The organism is Saccharopolyspora mangrovi (genome assembly GCF_035320975.1).
GTDB lineage: Bacteria > Actinomycetota > Actinomycetes > Mycobacteriales > Pseudonocardiaceae > Saccharopolyspora > Saccharopolyspora mangrovi.
Genome location: NZ_JAWLNX010000030.1, coordinates 67,157 through 87,306 on the forward strand (window position 1 = coordinate 67,157; position 20,150 = coordinate 87,306).

General features: G+C 69.7%; 17 protein-coding genes. 13 read left to right on the forward strand and 4 right to left on the reverse strand.

The features are described from left to right. A complete protein-coding gene (locus R4I43_RS29850) occupies window positions 1-948 on the reverse strand; it encodes a ribonucleotide-diphosphate reductase subunit beta (protein WP_324269037.1) in 948 nt (315 codons plus the stop codon). Window positions 949-1,565: 617 nt separating this feature from the next. Between R4I43_RS29850 and R4I43_RS29855 the strand changes: the two genes are divergently transcribed. The 10 genes from R4I43_RS29855 to R4I43_RS29895 all read left to right on the forward strand — a co-directional run bounded on the left by R4I43_RS29855 (window position 1,566) and on the right by R4I43_RS29895 (window position 13,565). Next, complete coding sequence (locus tag R4I43_RS29855; protein ID WP_324269038.1) at window positions 1,566-2,231, forward strand: GNAT family N-acetyltransferase; 666 nt, start codon at window positions 1,566-1,568, stop codon at window positions 2,229-2,231. A 28-nt stretch (window positions 2,232-2,259) separates the two neighbouring features. Further along, on the forward strand, window positions 2,260-4,932 hold the full coding sequence (gene lanKC / locus R4I43_RS29860; protein ID WP_324269039.1) for a class III lanthionine synthetase LanKC: 2,673 nt from the start codon (window positions 2,260-2,262) through the stop codon (window positions 4,930-4,932). Between the two features lie 241 nt (window positions 4,933-5,173). After that, complete coding sequence (locus R4I43_RS34470) at window positions 5,174-5,257, forward strand: SapB/AmfS family lanthipeptide (RefSeq protein WP_210969238.1); 84 nt, start codon at window positions 5,174-5,176, stop codon at window positions 5,255-5,257. 169 nt (window positions 5,258-5,426) lie between these two features. Then, window positions 5,427-6,605, forward strand: coding sequence for an MFS transporter (locus R4I43_RS29865; protein WP_324269040.1), 1,179 nt, complete (start codon window positions 5,427-5,429; stop codon window positions 6,603-6,605). 46 nt (window positions 6,606-6,651) lie between these two features. Beyond that, on the forward strand, window positions 6,652-8,106 hold the full coding sequence (locus tag R4I43_RS29870; RefSeq protein WP_324269041.1) for an MFS transporter: 1,455 nt from the start codon (window positions 6,652-6,654) through the stop codon (window positions 8,104-8,106). 104 nt (window positions 8,107-8,210) lie between these two features. Next, on the forward strand, window positions 8,211-8,408 hold the full coding sequence (locus R4I43_RS29875; RefSeq protein WP_324269042.1) for a hypothetical protein: 198 nt from the start codon (window positions 8,211-8,213) through the stop codon (window positions 8,406-8,408). 150 nt (window positions 8,409-8,558) lie between these two features. Further along, window positions 8,559-9,452, forward strand: coding sequence for a DUF4429 domain-containing protein (locus tag R4I43_RS29880; protein ID WP_324269043.1), 894 nt, complete (start codon window positions 8,559-8,561; stop codon window positions 9,450-9,452). A gap of 38 nt (window positions 9,453-9,490) precedes the next feature. Beyond that, window positions 9,491-10,429 carry an ACP S-malonyltransferase gene (locus R4I43_RS29885; RefSeq protein WP_324269044.1) on the forward strand — a complete coding sequence of 313 codons (939 nt, stop codon included), beginning with the start codon at window positions 9,491-9,493 and terminating at the stop codon, window positions 10,427-10,429. Further along, a complete protein-coding gene (locus R4I43_RS29890; RefSeq protein WP_324269045.1) occupies window positions 10,426-11,733 on the forward strand; it encodes a cytochrome P450 in 1,308 nt (435 codons plus the stop codon). The genes R4I43_RS29885 and R4I43_RS29890 overlap by 4 nt, the downstream gene beginning before the upstream one ends. After that, a complete protein-coding gene (locus tag R4I43_RS29895; RefSeq protein ID WP_324269046.1) occupies window positions 11,730-13,565 on the forward strand; it encodes an FAD/NAD(P)-binding protein in 1,836 nt (611 codons plus the stop codon). Before R4I43_RS29890 ends, R4I43_RS29895 begins: the two co-directional genes overlap by 4 nt. On the opposite strand, the gene R4I43_RS29900 is transcribed toward R4I43_RS29895, so the two are convergent. Further along, window positions 13,555-14,862: an Nramp family divalent metal transporter gene (locus R4I43_RS29900; protein WP_324269047.1), complete on the reverse strand. Its 1,308-nt coding sequence runs from the start codon at window positions 14,860-14,862 to the stop codon at window positions 13,555-13,557. The two genes, R4I43_RS29895 and R4I43_RS29900, sit on opposite strands and share 11 nt — an antisense overlap. A gap of 372 nt (window positions 14,863-15,234) precedes the next feature. On the opposite strand from R4I43_RS29900, the gene R4I43_RS29905 reads away from it, so the two are divergent. Further along, complete coding sequence (locus tag R4I43_RS29905) at window positions 15,235-16,689, forward strand: MDR family MFS transporter (protein ID WP_324269048.1); 1,455 nt, start codon at window positions 15,235-15,237, stop codon at window positions 16,687-16,689. A gap of 40 nt (window positions 16,690-16,729) precedes the next feature. Here R4I43_RS29905 and R4I43_RS29910 read toward each other — a convergent pair whose 3' ends face one another. Then, window positions 16,730-17,323, reverse strand: coding sequence for a class I SAM-dependent methyltransferase (locus R4I43_RS29910; RefSeq protein WP_324269049.1), 594 nt, complete (start codon window positions 17,321-17,323; stop codon window positions 16,730-16,732). A gap of 382 nt (window positions 17,324-17,705) precedes the next feature. Here R4I43_RS29910 and R4I43_RS29915 point away from each other — a divergent pair, with 382 nt between their 5' ends. Next, entirely contained in the window at window positions 17,706-18,446 is a 741-nt protein-coding gene (locus tag R4I43_RS29915; RefSeq protein WP_324269050.1) for a dienelactone hydrolase family protein, read from the forward strand. Window positions 18,447-18,488: 42 nt separating this feature from the next. After that, a complete protein-coding gene (locus tag R4I43_RS29920) occupies window positions 18,489-19,106 on the forward strand; it encodes an MOSC domain-containing protein (protein WP_324269051.1) in 618 nt (205 codons plus the stop codon). A gap of 17 nt (window positions 19,107-19,123) precedes the next feature. Here the strand turns inward: R4I43_RS29920 and R4I43_RS29925 are convergent, their stop codons facing one another. Next, a complete protein-coding gene (locus tag R4I43_RS29925) occupies window positions 19,124-20,146 on the reverse strand; it encodes a phosphotransferase family protein (protein ID WP_324269052.1) in 1,023 nt (340 codons plus the stop codon). Window positions 20,147-20,150 lie beyond the last annotated feature (4 nt).

Consider the following 20,150-nt stretch of genomic DNA (forward strand, 5'->3'; position numbering starts at 1 on the left):
TCAGCGCGCACCGGTGGGCACTCCGTCGGCCTGCGCGGACGCGGTCGTGATGAGGTGGTCCTGGAAGCTCTCGTCGATGCCGATCAGCCGCATGTGGCGGCGCAGGATGTCGACGCTCATCTGCCGGAACGTCTTGTTGGCGACCGCCGAGCTCTCCTGGTCGATCCGCAGCGCCAGCGGCACCGCCGCCTCCAGCACCTCGCAGATGTCGTCGTGGTGGCCTTCCAACACACCCGTGCGCAGGGCGTGCATGCCGAACCCGACGTGGCGGGACTCGTCCCGGCACATCGCGGTGAACGCGGTCTTGACGCCGTCGAGCAGCTCCATGTCGCGCAGCGCCTGGACCAGCACCCGCTGCCCGACCAGCGCCAGCACGCCTTCGGTGATCATGTGGAACAACGTCACGGCGCGCAGCCACTGCCCGTAGTCCAGCGGTCGTCGCTGCAGGTCGCGCACGATGCCGGCCTCCAGCATGCTGAGCTCGCGGTGCGCGGGCGCCGACATGTTCCAGCTCTCGGCGAGCATCCGCTTCGGGTCGGGGTCCATGCCGAGGATCTCCTCGCCGAGCCGGAACACCAGGTGCGTGTGCCGGGTCTCGTCGGCGATCTGGGTGCCCAGGAACACCGAGTACTGCTCGTCGGGCGAGCCGCTGATGATCGGTCCCAGCATGTCCAGCCCGGTGTACTCACCGATGATGAACGTCGCGATGGACTCACCGATGATCTTGCGGTAGCCGGGTGTGAGGACGTCGTGGAAGTTCTCCCGGTCCGGGCCGAGCTCGATGTCCACGGCGGACCACTGCTGGCGGTCCCACCTCTCGTAGAGCTCCTTGGGTTTGAGCCGCTGAGCGGCCACCACGTTCGCGTGCTGCATCACCTCGGCCAGCGGCAGCTTGGGCATCTCGCTCAGCGACGCCTCGTCCATGAGCAACGGAGTCCAACGGCTCATCTCAATCCTTCGCACCACATCGGACGATCCCGCTCGCGCCGCGCGAAAAGCGGTGCGGCAGCGGAGATCGCTAGAAGTTCGACACGGACCCCGGCGGGGTGAAGGCGCACCACCGGCCGGGAAGTGGAAAGACTGAGCAAGCTCTGATCGCGGAGAGCAGGCACAGTGAAACAACCGCCACCGGGCCGGTCAAGCGGTTCTGGGAATTGTGGGGTTCGGGACCCCCTACCCCTATTTGGCTGGAAGTGGTCAGCACTGCGCCGAATGGCCTCGATCCCGTCCTCAGCCCGACCGAACATCGTGGTTTCGCTTGACAGTTTTCGGGGCGCTGCTTAGCGTTTCGCGCCGTCCGGAGGCATTCCCCGATGAAAAAGGGGGAAAACTGGGGACGCGTTCACGGGAACCGCGGATCGTCGGGATGCGTCGGACGGGAGACTGGAGCAAGCAAGGCATCGCGGGGAAACCGAACATCCGTCGGTCCCACTTTCACCCACACACGCTGAACAACTGCTGACGACTTTTTCCGCAAGCGGATCGCGCGCGTCTGATCCGGGTGGACGAACACGTCTGCGGGGCGCGGTTGTTCCGCATCACGACGCTGACCGAAGAAGGTGCCCATGCAGGGAAGAATCGTCCGGATCGAATGGGCCGGCGAAGACGACTACGACCTCATCGCGAGCTGGTTGAAGCCCCTTTCGCCGAACGCGGCGATGACCGCCGACACCCGGGAATTCCTCACCCCGGCCAAGGTCAAGGCCGCCAACGAGGACGGCAACGTGCGCTTCTTCATGGCCGTGACCCATGACGGGGAACGCGTCGGGGCCGTCAACTACCGGCCGGTGAACAGCTCCGGTTCCTACAGCATCGGCGGGATCGTCGGCGACTGGCAGAAGTGGAGCCGCGGTTACGGGGCCGAGGCGTTCGGACTGGTCATCGAGCACCTCTTCAACGGCATCAACGCGCACCGCGTGGAGTTCACCACGGCCGCCTACAACAAGGAAACGCTGAAGATCCTGACCAAGGGCGGATTCGTCCTGGAAGGCGTGCTGCGCGATTACCACTTCCTCGACGGCATGTACTACGACCGCACGATCTGGTCGATCCTGCGCGAGGAGTTCGAGGAGCACGCGGCCGCCGACGCCGGTCAATTCCCGGTGATCGACGCGATTCCCGCCGAGGACAAGGAGAAGGCCAGGGAACTGCTCAGCAAGTACCTGGCGAACGACCCGCCGACCTCGCTGCGCGATTTCGACCGCCGCAGCGGCCGGACGCGTTCCTACTGATCCGGCGGGCACGAGGGGGACTTCAGGAATGCGCGAGGATTTGGAGCTGTACTCGCTGGCCGACCGGCTCTTCTACGAGGCTCCGTCGCGGTGGCTGGCGGCGGAGAGCACGTTCGATCTGACCTTCCCGGACGGCTGGAACCGCGGCGGCAACCTCGATTGGTGCATGGCGCGCCCGGCGGGGGTCGAATTGCCCGGTCAGGGCTGGAAGATCCACGTCTCGGCGACCCCGGACAACGCCGAGCGCGTGCTGGACGTGGTCTCCCGGTACTGCTTCGAGTCCGGCATCGCGTTCAAGTTCCTGCGCACCAGCCGCCTGGTGACCGCCTACAGCCTCAAGTACGCGCCGCGCTCGGCCAGCGGGAAGCTGCTGACGCTCTACCCGGTCGACGACGCGCAGCTGGAGGCCGCGGTCGACGCGCTCGCCGCGTCGCTGACCGGTGAGCGCGGGCCGTACGTCCTGACCGATCTGCGGATCGGCGAGGGACCGGTCTTCGTGCGCTACGGCGGCTTCCTCACCCAGCACTGCTTCACCGCCGACGGGGATCGGGTGCTGGCCATCGAGAACCCGGACGGCACCTTGGTCCCCGACGACCGGCGACCTTTCTTCACCACTCCCGACTGGGTTCGCCCACCGGAGTTCCTGAAGCCGCACCTGGACGCGCGGTCCGCGCAGTCGGCCTCGCTGGGGTACCAGATCACCGAGGCTCTGCACTTCTCCAACGGCGGCGGGGTCTACCTCGCCCACCGCGACGGCGACGGGGCCGAAGTGGTCCTCAAGGAGGCTCGCCCACTGGCCGGGCTGGACTCGGCGGGCCGGGACGCGATCGCGCGGCTGGAGCACGAGGTGCGGGCGCTGCGCGCGCTCGACGGCGTCGAGGGGGTGCCGCGGGTGCACGAGGTCGTCGACGTGTGGGAGCACCGCTTCGCCGTGCTGGACCGCGTCCCCGGCCGCACCCTGCAGGCCTGGAGCGCGCTGCACCACCCGCTGGTCGGTCCGCAGCAGGAACCGGAGGCCGGGCGCGCCTACGCCGAACGCGCCGTCGGTGTCCTGGAGCGGGTGGGCGAACTGCTGGAACGCATCCACGAGCGCGGCGTGGTGTTCGGCGACCTGCACCCGGCGAACATCTTGGTCGACGACGAGGACCGGGTCGGGCTGGTGGACTTCGAGTCGGCTTCCCAAATCGGCGACGGGCAGCGCCAGCACATGGGTTACGCGGGTTTCACCGATCCCGAGGCGCGCGGCGCCGAGATCGACCGGCAGGCGCTGGGCGTGCTCGCGATGTGGCTGTTCCTGCCGCTGACCAGCCTCAACGCGCTGTCCCCCGGCAAAGCGGGCGATCTGCTCGCCGCAGTGGAGGAGCACTTCGAATTGCCCGAGCACGTGCGAGGTCTCATCCTCGACCGGATCCGCAGACCGGTGCTCGGCACCCAGGTCGCGGCAGCACCGGAGGTCCGGTTCACCGACGAAGCGGGACGCCGCGCCGCGCGGGAGTCGCTGGCCGAGGCGATCCGCGCCACCGCCACCCCGGAGCGCGACGACCGGCTCTTCCCCGGCGACGTGCAGGGGTTCCTCAACGGCGGCACCGACTTCGCCTTCGGCGCGGCCGGGATCCTGTGGGCGCTGCGCACCGCCGGCCACGAGGTCGATCCGGTGCACGCGGCCTGGCTTCGCGAGCACGCGTCCCGGTCGGATCTGCAGCCCGGCTTCTTCGACGGCGCCCACGGCATCGCGCACGTCCTAGACATGCTGGGACACCACGACCAGGCGGCGGAACTCATCACCGGCGCCGAGCCGGACGTGGCGCGCACGCACGACGTCAGCCTGTTCGGCGGCCTGGCCGGGATCGGCCTGAACCACCTGCACGTGGCCGGCCGCGACGGCGAGCACCTGACCCGCGCGCTGGGCCTGGCCGACCGGCTGGCCGAGGCCGTCGAGAGCGGCCGGTCGCACGGCATCGACGTTGCCGGCCGCATCGGGCTGCGCGACGCCGGATCGCGCGGCGGGCTGCTGCGCGGCTGGACCGGGCCCGCGCTGTTCTTCTTGCGCTGCTTCGAGACGACCGGGCAGCGCGAGCACCTGGACCTCGCGGTCCGCGCGCTGCACCGGGACCTCGACCTGTGCGTGTCCCGGCCGGACGGAACGTTGCAGGTGGACGGCGGTTTCCGCACCCTGCCGTACCTCGACGTCGGCTCGGCGGGCATCGGGCTGATCGCCGACCAGGTGCTGCGGCACGTGCCCGACGAGCGGCTCTCGGAGTCCGCGGCGGCGCTCAGCGAGAGCTGCCGCAGCACGCTGGTCGTGCAGTCCGGGCTGTTCAGCGGGCGCGCCGGGCTGCTGGCGACGCTGGGCCAGCTGTCCCGGGACGGTTCTGGCGGCCGGTTGCCGGACTCCGTCGTCGCGCACCTGTCAGTGCTGCACTGGCACGCGCTCGGCTATCACGGGCACCTGGCCTTCCCCGGTGAGGGCAATTTCCGGCTCGCGATGGATTTCGCCACCGGAAACGCGGGAGTGCTCGCGGCACTGGCTTCGCTGGACGATTCCGATGCTGAATTCATGCCTTTCCTGACACCGAGAGGAATTGCGCCAGCATTCGCTCGAACCCGTTGCGGTGGCGAGGGTTCTGATAGTGTTCTCGACGCCCCCGAGGGAGACTTCCACCCGGGCGGAATTGGCGGCGCGAACAATTCTGTTCGCTGATCGATCCGCCTTCGCGGGTGATGCGATCACAGATGTCTTCGCCGTTCGCAGTCCGGCGAGGAAACCCGAGAAGCACGTTAGGTGGTGATTTCAAGTGTCCATCCTCGACCTCCAGGCCCTGGAGACCACCGCGGCCGAGGCCGCCGTCCCCGGCAGCACCGCGAGCACCAACTGCTGAACCACTCCATCGCCGCACACGCGATGAGTGAAACCCGAAAAACACGATAGGTGGTGATTTCAGATGTCCATCCTCGACCTCCAAGCCCTGGAGACCACCGCGGCCGAGGCCTCTGTCCCCGGCAGCACGCAGAGCACGAACTGCTGAAGCAATTCGCTGTGAACTGCTGAAGCACACCTGGCGTTCCGCCGGTCCGGACTTCGCATCCGGGCCGGCGGAATCGCCGTTGCCGACCACGGAGATCGCCGTGATCGGCAATACTGTCCCGCGAGTTGATCTACGCGAAACGGCACCTCCGACGGGAAACGGGACCGCCATGACCAACAGCGCCGAACGCCGGCGATTCGGCCGCACGGAACGAGTGCTGCACTCGGCCGCCTTCGCCGGCGGTCCGATGGAGGTGCTCGACTTCCTCCTCCCGCTCTACAGCGGTGCGGTGCTGGCCGCCACGCCCGGCGAGGCCGGGGCCCTGGTCGCGGTGTGCGCGCTGGCCGCGCTGGTGGCGCGGCCGCTGAGCGGTGCGCTGGTCGACCGCGGCAACGAGCTCGTGGTGGCCGCCGCGGGCGCGGTCGTGCAAGCCGGTGCGCTGGCCGGGTTCGCGCTGAGCGGTGGCCTGCTGCCCGCGTTCGCGATGGCGGCCCTCAGCGGTGTCGGCGGGGCGCTGTTCTGGGTCGGCGTGCGCAGCTGGATCGCCGACCGCTCCGGCGACGACGACGCTCGCGGGTTCGGGCGGCTGCTGTCGTTCGAGGGCACCGGCGAGCTGATCGCCTACGTCGTGTGCTTCACCATGCTCGAAGACCTCGGCTATCCGGCGGTTTTCGTCCTCGGGGCCACCTCGGTGCTGATCGCGGCGGTGCTGCTCGGTTCCGCTGCGCGCGGCGGCGAGAAGGGGCCGCAGCCCCAGGAGGAATCCGCTTCGCCGAAGGACGTGCTGCCGTTCCTGGTGATCTGCGGTGTGACGGCCGCGCTGGAAGCCGCCATGAGCCTGCTGCTCCTGCTGCACCTGCAGACCGCCCACCACTACGGGCCCTACGCGATCGCGTCCGCGCTGGCCCCGGGTTTCATCGCGTTCATCCTGGTGCCGAGCGTCGCCCACCGGGTGGTGGCGCGGATCGGCAAGCGCTCGGCGGTGATGCTCGCGCTGCTGGCCAGCGCGCTGGTCACCGGGGTGCTCGCCGCCGCCCCCGAACCGTGGGTGCTCACCGTCGTGTGGGTGTTCGCCGCCGCGGCGCTGGGGATCGCGATTCCCGCCGAGCAGTCGGCCGTTTCGGAACGAGCGGGCGGCCGGGTGGGGCGGCGGATCGGTCACTACGAGACCGCGCAGCTGGCCGGGGTGACCGTGGGCACGGCCGCCATCGGTTTCGTCTACCAGACCAGCGGGATCACCCTCTCCGGAACCGTGCTGGCCGTGGGCCTGGCGGCCACCGCCGCGACCGTCCCGTTCGCCTGGCGTTCGCTGAACAGCACCGCCGCCGCACCGGACACCAGCGGGTGAGCGCGTGCGACCGACGCGAGCGCCTGCCGACGCACCCACGGTGCGGTTGAGGAAACCTCCGCTCAAGCGAGGCCCGTACCGGGGTTTGCTCACCGGTTCGTCGATCAACGTCATCGGCGACGTGATCGGCACCTCGGCGTTGCCGCTGTTCGTCCTGGAAACCACCCACGACCTGGCGCTGACCGGCTGGATCGCGGCGGTGAGCGTCGGCGGCTCGGTGGTCACCGGTCTGCTGCAGGGGCCGCTGATCGACCGGATCGGCTTCCGCGTCAGCATGCTCGGCTCCAGCGTTTTCGCCGCGGGCACCACGCTGACGGTGTACCTGCTGCACGTCGCCGGGCTGCTGTCCCCCTCGCTCCTGCTGCTGCTCGCGCTGGTGCGCAGCGTCGCCGACGAACCCGGCCGGGTGGCGATCTTCGGGATGGTCCCGCACCTGGCCGGGCAGGCCGGGGTGCCGCTGGAGCGCGCCAACGCGACGCTGCGCACCGTCACGGCCGGTTCGAACCTGGTGGGGCCGCTGGCAGCGGGCGGGATCGCGGCGTTCGCCGGCAGCGAGTGGACGATCCTGCTCAACGCCGCCACCGGCATGCTCGGCACCGCGGTGCTGCTGCTGTTCGCGCGCGCCTCGAAGTCCGGTGCGGGCGAGCCGGAGCGGGACGGTTCCGAGGACGGCGTGGGCTACTTCCGGCGGTTCCGCGTCGGGCTGCGCTACCTGTTCCAGGACAAGCTGCTGCGCACGCTGGTGGTCGCGACGATGCTGTTCGCCGCGTTCGACACCAGCTTCGCCTCGATCGGGCTGACCGCCTACGCCTCGGAAGTGCTCCACCAGCCCGCCCTCTACGGCGGGCTGATCAGCGCGTTCGGCATCGGGTCGCTGGTCGGCACGATCGGCTACGGCGTCATCGGGCACAAGCTCCCGAAGCGCCGGACCTACCTCGGCGTGTACCTCGCCTTCGCCGGGCTGGTGCTGCTGATGGCGCTGGAGCTCAGCGCCGTGCCGGCGTTCGCGCTGATGGCGGCGGCGGGCGTGGTGACCAGTCCGCTGGACATGCTCTACATGGCGGCGCTGCAGGAACGGGTGCCGAAGCGGATCTTCGGGCGGGTGATCAGCATCGCCAACACCGTGCTGAGCGCGCCCGCGCCGCTGGCGGTGGCCGCGGCGACGGGGTTGATCAGCTCGGTGGGCGTGCGGGTCACGATGCTGGTGCTGGGGTGCTGCTACCTCGCGCTCGCCGTCGGGCTGATCTTCGTGCGGCACCTGCACAAGCTCGACTCGATGCACATCGACCACAGCGAGGTGACGCGCCGGATCCCGTGCCTGGACGAGGTCACGCAACCCGTTCGGCACCGGTTCGACCAGGCCGCCACTCGGCCCATTCCCAGAATTCCCCATTCGAACCCGGGACATCGGGTGTGGATGCTCTCGGCCGATGCCGGGCTCACCCAACCGATTCCGCGAATCAACTCGTCGCACCTGACGACGATGCGGTGGCGGAAGTGATCCCGCATCGTTCGGAAATCCGTGGGACATCGAGCAAAACCGCATTTTCGAGAACTGGTCGCTGCTAGGATCGCGATCATCAATTGATTCAGCACGGAGGATTCATGTCGAACGCGAAGTACATAGCCCTCGGCACGGTGATGCTGGTGGCGGGCATTCTGCTGAGGGTGTACGGGGGTGAGACCGAGTTCGGTCCCTTCGAATTGCGCACGGTGGGCAACGTGCTCGCCATCATCGGCGGCATCGAGATCGTGTTCGCGATCGCCGCGATCTTCTTCCCGGAGAAGAAGAAGCTCGACTGAGCAGCACTGGGGGCTCGACGCGTGAAGTTCTCCGGTGGCCGCGGCGGCGGCCACCGACTTCGCGAACACCCATTCGGCGAGGACCCCTCACGACCCCGACATCACTTCGAAATCGTTGGCGCACAATGTCCATCCGGGTAGGTTGATCACATGGGACTGGGGCTGGAACTGACGGGAACGAATGCCACCTGGGTGTTCGAAGACGATCGAATCGAGATCAATTACTCGAGCGGACTCGGTCATCCCCGGCTGCTGCGCAAGCTCAAGCACCGGACCATCCCGTACCGAGCGATTTCTCGCGCCACCTCGGCGGGCGGAGACGGAAATCCGCAGCTGACCCTGCATTTGCGGCCCGGTGCCGATCCGCTCACCGAAGTCGCCGCCGGTCAGCTCTCCGACGATTCCGAACCGCACCAGATCGAGCTGGAGCCGAATCAGCAGGAACTGGCGTCCTACTACGCCGACCACATCAACGACCACTGCGATCTGAACCCGGATTCCGGTTCGCCCGCAGCGCGTTTCCTCGTCGAGGTGGACCAGACCCCGCGCCGGCTCAAGGGGTACGACGGGGAGGCGACCTTCGACGGCGCCGCCGTCGAGTTCCAGTGGCACCCGGACGCCTCCAAGGTCAAGCACCGCTCGCCGAAGCGGCGCCACGAGCTCACCGAGCTCGCCGGTGTCGAATGGGTCAAGCCCGGCCTGACCTCGGGTCACGTCCTGCTGCTGCCGCGCGGTGAACGGTCCGACGTCCCGCCCGCCGACGACGTCCGGGCCCTGCTGTTCGGGTTCGGCTTCGGCACCACGGCCAACTCCCTGCCGTTCGCCGCGGCCGTGCTGGCCGCGATCCAGCAGGCGCAGCCGGACGCGACCGCCCTGGGCACCTCGGCGAACCGGCTGATGCTACCCGCCGCGCCGCAGCAGACCGGCATGTCGCGCGAGGAGATCCTCGCGACGATCCGCGAGCTGGGGCAGCTCCACGCCGACGGCATCCTCACCCAGGAGGAGTTCGAGCAGAAGAAGCGGGAACTGCTCGACCGGCTCTGATCGCGGCGAACGAACCCAAGCCAGAGAGGTGAATTCCGGTGCGCCGTGACGCGCTCTACTTCCCGGGCCTGGTGCCGACGAAGTTCTCCTCGGTCGAGGACTTCCTCCGCACCAACGACTACGCCCGCCGCAGGATCGAGGTCGCCGACGGCGTCCTCGGCTACTCGCTGCTGGACTCCTACGCCCACGCCGAGGTCTACGACTGGGAGGTCTACGAGTCGGGTTTCATGGCGCTGACCCTCGCGCTCGCGGACTGGGCCCTCGACCACGTCGAGATCAACCCGGTGCTGTGCGGCGGCCAGAGCTTCGGCGCCATCAACGCCGCGGTCTTCAGCGGTTCGCTGTCCTACGAGGACGGTCTGGAGCTGGTGCGCAGCAGCGCGGCGGTGGAGATCGAGCACTTCGAGGCGCAGCCGGAACCGCTGGGCTGCCTGTTCTTCTACCGGCTCGACTCCCGGCAGGTCGACGAACTGGTGGACGCCTTCCGCGCCGAGGGGCACGAGGTGGAGGTGTCGATCTACCTCGACGACACCGTGCACGCGGTGTCCGGCACGCTCGCCGACCTGGACCTGCTGGAGCAGCGCGTCCGCGCAGCCGGTGGCTACCCCTTCTACACGATGAACCGCTCGGAGCACTGCGCCAGCGTCCGGCCGCTGCGCGACCGGCTGGAAACCGAGGTGTACGACCGCGTTTCGTGGCAGTCCCCGCGGTGGCCGATGCTCTCCGACGTCAGCGGCGAGCTGCTGTCGGATCCCGAGGAGATCAAGCAGGACCTGCTCGACGGGTGGGTGACCCCGGTGCACTGGAGCACCGTGGTCGAGGGCATGCGCACCGCCCGCGCCGAGCACGCGCACATCATCGGTCCGCGCAACATGTTCGCCCGGATCACCAACAACGCGCTGCCGACCGACGTGATCACCCCGAAGAAGGTCGCGGACCACGAGTCCGCGGCGATCCCGAATCGAGTTCACCGATGAGCACCCGATTACCCCCGGGCCCGTCGATCTCCTCGTGGGCGCAGACGTGGCAGTACTGGAAGTCCCCGGCGGAGTTCGTGCGGCGCTGCCACGGCGAGTTCGGCGACCGGTTCACCGTGCGCGTGTGGCCGTTCGGCACGATCGTCTTCCTGGCCGGCCACGACGACGTCAAGTCCCTGGTCCGCAGCGACGCGTCGGTGTTCCAGGCCGGCCGGTCCAACAGCTTCGCCGAGATGGTGCTGGGCCGCCGGTCGGTGTTCGTCATCGACGACGAGGAGCACGCCCGCACCCGCGCGCTGATGATGCCGGCGTTCCACGGCAAGGCGGTTCGCGACCAGGTCGAGCTGATGCGCGAGATCACCGCCGACGACCTCGCGACGTGGCCGGTGGGCGAGCCCGTGCGGGCGTTGCCGCACATGCAGGCCATCTCGCTGGAGGTCATCTCCCGCAACGTGATGGGCCTCGACGACCCGGTGTTGAAGGAGCGCGTGCAGACCGCGGTCCTGCGGCTGCTGCGCACCGGCAGCGTGTTCGACCTGCTGCCCGGCTACGACCGGTTCCCGAGGCTGCACCCGGCGCGGCTCCGCCGCAAGCGGCCGCGCGACCGCGCCGACGCCCTGCTGCGCGAGCAGATCGCCACGCACCGGGAGGATCCGCGGCTCGACCAGCGCACCGACGTGCTGGCGATGCTGCTGCGCGCCTCCGACGCCGAGGGCGGGTGGATGTCGGACGAGAACATCTGCGACCAGCTGATCACGCTGCTGCTGGCCGGGCACGAGACCACCGCGACCGGCCTGGCGTGGTGCCTGGAGCGGCTGGTCCGCCACCCGGACGTGCTGGCCAAGGCGCAGCAGGCCGCTGACGAGGACGATGACGCCTACCTGGACGCGGTGATCAAGGAAGCGCTGCGCGCCCGGGTGGTCGTCCCGGAGATCGGGCGGAAGCTCTCGCGCGAGGCCGAGTTCGCGGGCTTCCGGATGCCCGCAGGCACGAACCTGTGGCCGAGCATCGAACTGCTGCACTCCTCCACCGACGCATTCCCCGACCCGGAGGCCTTCCGGCCCGACCGGTTCCTGCGGCGAGGTGCGCTGGCGGACTGGGTTCCGTTCGGCATCGGCAACCGGCGCTGCCTGGGCGCCACCTTCGCGCAGGTGGAGTCGCGGGTAGTGCTGCGGGAGATGTTGCGCCGCTTCGAGTTCGCCACGACCGACGCCCCGGCGGAGGCCGCGGTGCCGCGGCACGTCACGCGGGTTCCAGGCGAACTCGCGACCGTGACGGTGCGACGGCTGCGCAGCGCGGCATGAGCGCGGTCTGCGTAGTGGGGGCGGGACCGCGCGGCACCTCGGTGCTGGAACGGCTGTGCGCGTGGGCCGACGACCGGCCGCTGGAGATCCACGTGGTCGACCCGTTCCCGCCGGGCCCGGGCCGGATCTGGCGGCGGGAGCAGTCGGACCTGCTGTGGATGAACTCCACGGTCGCCGACGTGCGGATGTTCACCGGCCCCGGCACGGCGAAGTTCGGCAACGCCGGTGCGGTCCCGACCTTCGAGGAGTGGCTGGCGACCGACGCCCCGCACGAGCTCTCCGGTGAGCTCGCGGCGCTCGCCCAGCGGCTGAGCGGGCGCTCCTTCGCGCCACGGCCCCTGGTCGGCGAGTACTACTCGTGGGTGTTCGACCGCGTGATCGCGACCGCGCCCGGTTCGGTGCGGGTGGTGGTCCACCGCACCCGCGCCACCGACCTCGCCGACGGCCCGGACGGCCGGCAGCTGGTGACGCTCGCCGACGGGTCCCGGCTGGCCGTGGACCAGGTCGTGCTCGCCCAGGGCAACTTCGAGGCGCGGGCCACCGACGAGGAGCGGGACCTGTCGGCCTTCGCCGAGCGGCACGGGCTGCGGTACTTCCCGTCGGGCTACTTCGACGAAGCCCGACTCCGGTCGGTGCCGGCGGGCGAACCGGTGCTGCTGCGCGGTTTCGGGCTGACGTTCATCGACTGCATGGCACTGCTGTGCGAGGGCCGGGGCGGCCGGTTCGAACCGGACCCCGACCACGGGCTCCGCTACCTGCCGTGCGGCCGGGAACCGGTGCTGTTCGTCGGTTCCCGGCGCGGCCTGCCCTACCGCGCGAAGTTCGGCTACCAGCTCGAACCGCCGCCGCTGCCCCGGTTCTTCACCGCCGAGGCGGCGGGCGAGCTCGGCGTGCCGCTGGAGTTCGAGCGCGACCTGCTGCCGCTGCTGTCGAAGGAGGTGGCGGCCGCCTACTACCACGAGTTCTTCCGCACCAACCCGGATCGCGTCCGGCGCAGCTGGCCGGACTTCTCGGCCGACCTGGTCGATCTCGACTGGGGCGGCCGCGAGTGGGACGAGCTGGTCGCGGCGAGCGTGCCCGAGGAGCGCGACCGCTTCTCCTGGAACCTGCTGGACCGCCATCTCGACACCGTTGCCGGTGAGGACCTGCAGGCCGCGATCCGCGATCACATCGCCGAGGACCTGCGGCACCGCGGTGACCCGGCGTTCAGCCCGGAGCTGGCCGCGGTGCAGGGCCTGCTCTCAGCCGTGGGGGTGCTCATCGAGTTGGCGGAGTCGGAGCGCCTGTCGGCGCGTTCCCTGGTGGTGGAGCTGGAGAACGGCTTCCTGCCGCTGCTGAGCTTCATCACCAGCGGTCCGCCGCCGCAGCGGCTGGCCGAACTGCTGGCGCTCTCGCGCGCGGGCGTGGTCCGGTTCCTCGGTCCCGGCACGCAGGTGCGCGCCGAGGACGGCGTCTTCCGCGCCACCGGCGCGCTCGCCTCCGACGTCGTGGAGGCCCGTTGCCTGGTCGAGTCGCGGCTGCGCACCCCGTCGCTGCTGGACACCGACGACGACCTGCTGCAACGGCTGTTCGAGCGGGGCGAGTGCGTCGCCCAGACGCACCGGGATCCCGACGGCTCGGACCACACCACGGGCAAGATCAGCGTCCGCGCCGGCGACCACCGCCTGCTGCGCGCCGACGGAACCGCTCACCCGACAAGGTTCGCCATCGGCCCCTACGTCGCCGGTGTGCACACCGGCACCAGCGGCCCCGGCGCCTCCGGGTTCTTCGCGGGCAGCGACCTCGTCGCCCGCACGGCGCTGGCGGTGGCGCCCGCACCGGTCAGTAGCTGAAGACCTGCGCGAACCCCTGCACCGCCGCCGCGCAGACCAGCAGCGCCACGACGACCAGCACGAGGTTCTCCTTCCAGGTGTTGACGTGCTCGCCCATGATCCGGCGCTTGTTGAGCATCACGATCAGGCCGATCACGATGATCAGCAGGAACGGTGAGGTCAGCACGTGCGAGATCACCACGAGCACCACGAATCCCGGCGCGGCGGGCAGCGACCACACGATCGCGGCCAGGCCCCAGACGACCACCACCTTGTAGAAGCCGTCCTTGCGCGGGTCGTCGCCGACCCGTTCCCGGCGGCCCGGCCGGACCGCGTGCAGGGCTTCGACGCTCATCTTGCTCAGCGCGAACAGCGAGCCCGCGACCGTGGTCCACGCCGCGCCCAGCAGGCCCAGGTAGAACAGGTAGGTGCCGAGGGGGCCGATCGCGGTGCCCAGCGCTCCGGCGATGTCGGAGGCCTCGTCGACCCCTTCTCCGGTGCTGAGCACCTCCGCCCCCAGCGCCCACACGCACACGCCTAGGAAGAGCACCACGACCGAGCCGAACAGCAGGTCGTACTGCTGGACGCGCCGGTAGGCAGGTGTCACCCAGCCCTTCTCGCGCAGGAACTGCGGGTAGAACAGGTTGGCCATCGAGCCGAGAGTCGCCAGCACCAGGCTCGAGGCCACCAGAGACGAGTCGAACAGGCCGCTCTGCGGTGGCAGTTCGAAGGCGAAACCGCGCACCAGTTCGGGCCAGTTGATGCCCACCATGACGACGCCGACGACGAACGCGCCCACCATCACCGCGAGGACGATCTTGAAGGTGTTCTCCAGGACGCCGTAGGCACCTCGGAAGGTCACGGCGAACACCGAGACCGCGCCGATCGCCGACCACCAGAACGGCGGCAGCCCGCCGAACAAACCGTGCAGCGCCACGCCCACGCCGCTGAAGCTGAACGCCAGCAGCAGGTGCGTGTAGAGCACGAAGGAGATCAGCATCAGCCAGCCGAAGATCGGGTGGGTGCGGGCGAAGCCGCGCACGATGCTGGAATCGTTCTGCACGTTGTAGAGCGGGTACTTGGCGAGGCTGTTGACGAACAGGAAGCGGAAGACCAGCGACAGCGGCAGGACCCACAGCAGCGCGTAGCCGTAGTTGCCGCCGGCCACCGAGTTGTCGATGAGGTCGCCGGTGCCGACCCAGCTCAGCGCGATGACGATGCCGGGCCCGAACGACTTCAGGTACCCCAGGAACGAGGTCGGCGGCGGTGCGGCGGTCGTGTCGGCGGGCGTGCTCCTGATCGGATTCGACTCAACCACGAAAGGCTCCTTTGCCCCGTGCCGGGACCGACGTTCCGACGCACCTGGCAGGCGGGCTGCGGAGTCCGGCTGCCCGGGAAGCTCGCAGCTGGCGAACGTCGTAGTGTCCTGAATCACCCGGCGTGATCGAGCTCGACGCTAAATCCCCGCACAATGCCAGTCCAACATCGGTTCGGCATCAGCCGATACCCGAACCGCATCGCGCGCGTTCGCCAGCGGCAACGGGCAGTTCGGGGCCATGATCAAAACCCGTCGTGCCCGGGCGGTTTCGACCGGAACTGCGCATTTCCCGGAAATCTCGGGAAAACCAGGAAAAGTCGGGCACGTGCGCAGGACCCGGAATAATTCCGGGTCCAGGTACCTTCTGGTGTCGTGCCCGCTTCGTCTTCCGGTGTGGGGCTGCGCTCCGAGCGCGGCCCGATCCTGCTCGCCCTGATGCTGTCCACCGCCCTGGTGGCGCTGGACGCGACGATCATCGCCACCGCTTCGTCCACGATCGCCCGCGATCTCGGCAGTTTCGCGCAGGTGCCGTGGCTGTTCTCGGCGTACCTGCTCGCGCAGGCAGTCAGCACGCCGCTGTTCGGCAGGCTCGCCGACTTGCTCGGCCGCAAGCGGCTGATGCTCGCCGGCGTCGGGTTCTTCCTGGTCGGCTCGGTGCTGTGCGGTGCGGCCTGGTCGATGCCCGCGCTGATCGTCGGTCGCGTGCTGCAGGGGCTGGGCGCGGGTGCGGTGATGCCGGTGTCGCTGACGATCGCCGCCGACATCTACACGCTGCAGGAACGCGCGAAGACGCAGGGCTACCTGGCCTCGGTGTGGGCGATCTCGTCGGTGGTCGGCCCGACGCTGGGCGGGGTGTTCAGCCAGTTCCTCAGCTGGCGCTGGATCTTCTGGATCAACCTGCCGCTGTGCTTCGCGGCCGGGGCGATGCTGCTGCTGAAGTACCACGAGTCGGCGCGCGAAGGTGACCGGGAACCGATCGACTACCTCGGTGCCGCGCTGCTGACCGGCGGCAGCACGCTCGTGCTCCTCGGTCTGCTCGACGGCGGCACCAGCTGGGCGTGGATGTCGGTGCCGTCGGTGCTGATCTTCGTCGTGGCGGTGCTGCTGCTCGCGGCGTTCGCCGCGCACGCGCTGCGCACGTCGCACCCGATCCTGAACCTGCGCCTGCTGCGGCGGCGCGTGGTGGGCGTGCCCACGGCCGTCTCGCTGCTGGTGGGCGTCATCGTGCTGGGCCTGTCCACCTACGTGCCGATCTACGCCCAGGGCGTGCTCGGCCTCGGGCCGCTGATCGCCGGTTTCGCGCTGGCCGCCATGACGGTCGGCTGGCCGCTGGCGGCGACCAACGCCGGCCGCGTCTACCTGGCGCTCGGGTTCCGGTACACGGCGATGATCGGTTCGTCGTTCGTGCTGGTCGGCACCGCGCTGACGCTGCTGCTGGGCGAGCGGTCGTCGGTGTTCGCGGTCGGGGCCTTCACGTTCGTGGTCGGCATCGGCATGGGCCTGACCGCGGTGCCCACGCTGATCGCCTCGCAGTCCTCGGCCGCGTTCAGCGAGCGCGGCGCGGTCACCGGCGTCAACATGTTCGCCCGCTCGCTGGGCTCGGCCGTGGGCGTGGCGGTCTGCGGCGCCATCGTCAACGCCCTCACCACGGTCTCCCCCGACGGAACCCCGGCAGGACCAGGCCTGATGTCCGCCCTGCACATCGTCTTCGGCCTGCTGGTGCTCATCGCAGCAGCCCTCGTCGTCCTGGCGTTCCTGATGCCACCAGACCACCCCAAGCACCGAGCACCACAAGTCGAACAACCCGACGAAACCGCCACGGTCTGAGGAACCTCAGGGCCACTCCCCTCTCGCTGCGCGCCGGTGGTCAGCGGTGTGCGACCAGTTCGATGGCGGGGCTGTTGAAGCGTCGCGGGCGGGCGGTGAGTTCGATCCCGTGGAATCCGGCCTCTTCTGCGTCGTGCTGCACGGTTTCCGGGGTCACGTCCAGGACGTGCCGGTGGACCGTGATCACCAGGCGTCCGTTCGGGCGCAGGACCCGGTGCAGCTCGGCGAATCCCGCCGGGCGGTCCCACAGCATCACGTTGTTCACCGAGATCACCGCGTCCATCGAGGCGTCCGCGCAGCCGGTCCACTCCGCGGAGCCCTCGCGCAACTCGACCAGGCCGGCATCGACCTGCCTCGCGCATCGCGACGCCGCCATCTCGTGCATGGGCGCGGACGGATCGACCCCGACGACGTGACCGCCCGGGCCAACAGCGTCGCCGCACAGGTGCAGCCCCACCCCGGGGCCGTGGCCGACGACCAGCACCCGCTCGCCCGGCCGGACCGCAGCCCTGCTGACGCCCCAGCGCTCCTGCTCCACGTTGAGGAGCGCCATCAGAGCGCCACCCGCCCGGCCCATCCAGCCCTGCGGACGACCGAACGCCATGTCGAACACGCGCATCACGAGGTTCCCCATGAGGAGAAGGGCAACACACGTCAAGCCCGGGAGCATCCGGGTCACACCCCTGGGAACCTCAGGGGTTCTGGTCGAGGACCGGGAAGTGCGCATCGGGCATCCCAGCGGCGAACGTGACGACGTACGTTGCCATCGGGCAGTTTTGGTCAGAAATAGCCGTGATCAATATCCCTAGGTCTCCGGGGCACGGATTGGAGGAGTTGAGGGCCCCCGAAAATCAGTTGGCTCGTCATCTCGACGCCGCTACGGTGTGCGGGACCGTGCTCGAGATGAGGGGGTGGTACCCGTGGGTGTTGTGACGTGGGTGCTCCTCTTCGGAGTCACGGTCGGGCTGTAGGTCGTCCGGGAGCGCCGGTGATGGGTTCTCCCGAGAGGTACGACCATGAGATTCACTTCTGAGCGACGCCTCGACGGCGGTGTTGTCGAGCGCGAGTTCTCCCTCGATGAGATTCCGGGCATCCTGTGGACGCCCGAATCCGGGGCCGGTCCGCTGATCCTGATCGGACACCCCGGCGGCCTGCGCACGATGCATCCGCGACTGGTGGAGCGGGCTCGGCACTCGGTGGCCGCGGGGTTCACGGCGGCGACCATCGAGCTCCCCGGGAGCGGTGATCGGCCCCGCGCCGCTGCCGCCGAGGAAGCTCGTGCCGATCTGCGCCGGGCGTTGGCGACCGGTGAGCCCGTCGACGAGATCGTCGACCGCCTCGTCCTACCGCTGGTCTCCCAGGCCGTCCCGGAATGGCAGGCCGTCCTGGACGCACTCCTCCCGCTGCCCGAGATCGAGGGCCCGATCGGGTATTCCGGAGGCGTCATCGCCATCGGCGTCCGGCTGGCGGTGGTCGAACCGCGCATCGCCGCCGCCCTGCTGTTCGCCGGGAGTTTCGTGCCCTGCACCACGTTCGAGGAAGCGCGGCAGGTCGCGATCCCGTTGCAGGTCCTGCTGCAGTGGGACGACGAGGGGAACGACCGGCAGCAGGCGCTGGACCTGTTCGACACCTTCGGATCCCCGGAGAAGACGCTGCACGCCAACATGGGCGGGCACACCGGCGTCCCGGCCTTCGAAGGTGAGTCCGGCAACCGGTTCTTCAGCCGGCACTTGATGGGCGATCGTCGAGCGAGCTGAAAATCTGTCGCATCGAGGTCGGCTCGGCCGTACGGTCGGCGCATGGAGGTGCTGTCCGTCAACGTCGGTCGGCCTCGACCCAACCGTTGGAAGAGCGTCCGCACCACCGGCATCGACAAGCAGCCCGTTGGCGGGCCGGTGGCGGTCCGCGCGCCCGGCCCCCAGGGCACCGGGGAGGTCGGACTCGCGGGCGATCGCGCTTACGACGTCCAGCACCACGGAGGCCCCGACCAGGCCGTCCACGCCTACGCCCGCGAGGACCTCGACGCGTGGCAGGACGAACTCGACGAACAGCTCGCCAACGGCACTTTCGGCGAGAACCTCACCACCTGCGGTCTCGACGTGAGCGGTGCGCTCATCGGCGAGCGGTGGCGCATCGGCCGGGATGTCGTCCTGGAGGTGTCGTGCCCGCGGATCCCCTGCGCGACCTTCCAGGGCTGGATGGGGCGCGACGGGTGGATCCAGCGTTTCATGCGGGCGGCGAAACCGGGAGCGTACCTGCGCGTGGTCCAGCCCGGAGACGTCCGCGCCGGCGACCCCGTCGAGATCGTCCACCGCCCCGGCCACGGCGTCACGCTCGCGCTCGCGTTCCGCGCGATGACGCTCGAACCGGCGCTCCTGCAGGAGCTTCCACGTTCGGTCCGCGAGTCCCTCGCCTGATCGCGGTGGCGGTCCGGCTAGACCAGCCCCAGGTCGTTCACCGCTTGCCAGGCGAGTTCGGCTTGGCGTTGTTCGGTGTCCGCCCTGGCCGTTGCGTCGTAGCCGTCGTCGCCCATGTGGCCGGCTTGGTAGCGGGCGCGGACTCCTGCGGTGATGCAGCACGAGCGCCAGCGCTGGAACGCCACGTAGAACGGCAGGTCGGAGAGGTCGCGGTCGGTGAGCTCGGCGTAGCGGGCGATGAGTTCCTCGCGGGTCGGGAACCCGGGTTCGGCCGTGGGCCCCGGGGTGACGGGGGCGAGGTCGTCGCCGGGCTCCTCCCAGGTCGCGACCAGCCAACCGAGGTCGGCCAGGGGTTCGCCGAGGGTGGCCAGTTCCCAGTCGAAGACCGCCAGGACCTCGCCGCCGGCTCCGTAGGAGAGGTTCCCGGGCCGGAAATCGCCGTGCACGATGCCGGTGCTCTGCTCCGGGACGTTGGCGGCCAGCGCGTCGTGCACCTCGTCGAGCACCGCGAGGTCGGGCGCCCCGGAGACGTGCACCTGCTTCTGCCAGCGCCGGAGCTGCCGCTGCAGGTAGCCGTCGCGGCGGGCGACGTCGCCGAGACCGACGGCGTTCGGGTCGAGGTTGTGCAGGGCGGCCATGCACTCCACGGTCGCCGTCCCGGCTCGGTTCCGCGCCGGGAGCGAAAACCCGGCAGCCGAGTCGCGGTCGGCGAGCACCGTGCCGTCGACGAAGTCCATCACGTAGAAGGTGGCACCGGTGACCTCGACGTCGTCGCAGTACGCGATGGGTTCGGGCACCGGGACGTCGGTGTCGTGCAGCGCGGAGATGAACCGCCACTCGCGGCTCATGTCGTGCGCGGTGCTCAGCACTCCCCCGGTCGGTGGCCGGCGCAGCGCGCGCACCTCCCCGTCGGCGCCGGTGACCCGGTAGGTCAGGTTCGACCTCCCACCGGCGACCAGCGAGAACTCCACCGGTGCGGGCACGCCGCGCTCGGCCAACCAGCGCGTGACCGCGTCGCGTTCGATGCCTGGCAGTTCCACCGCA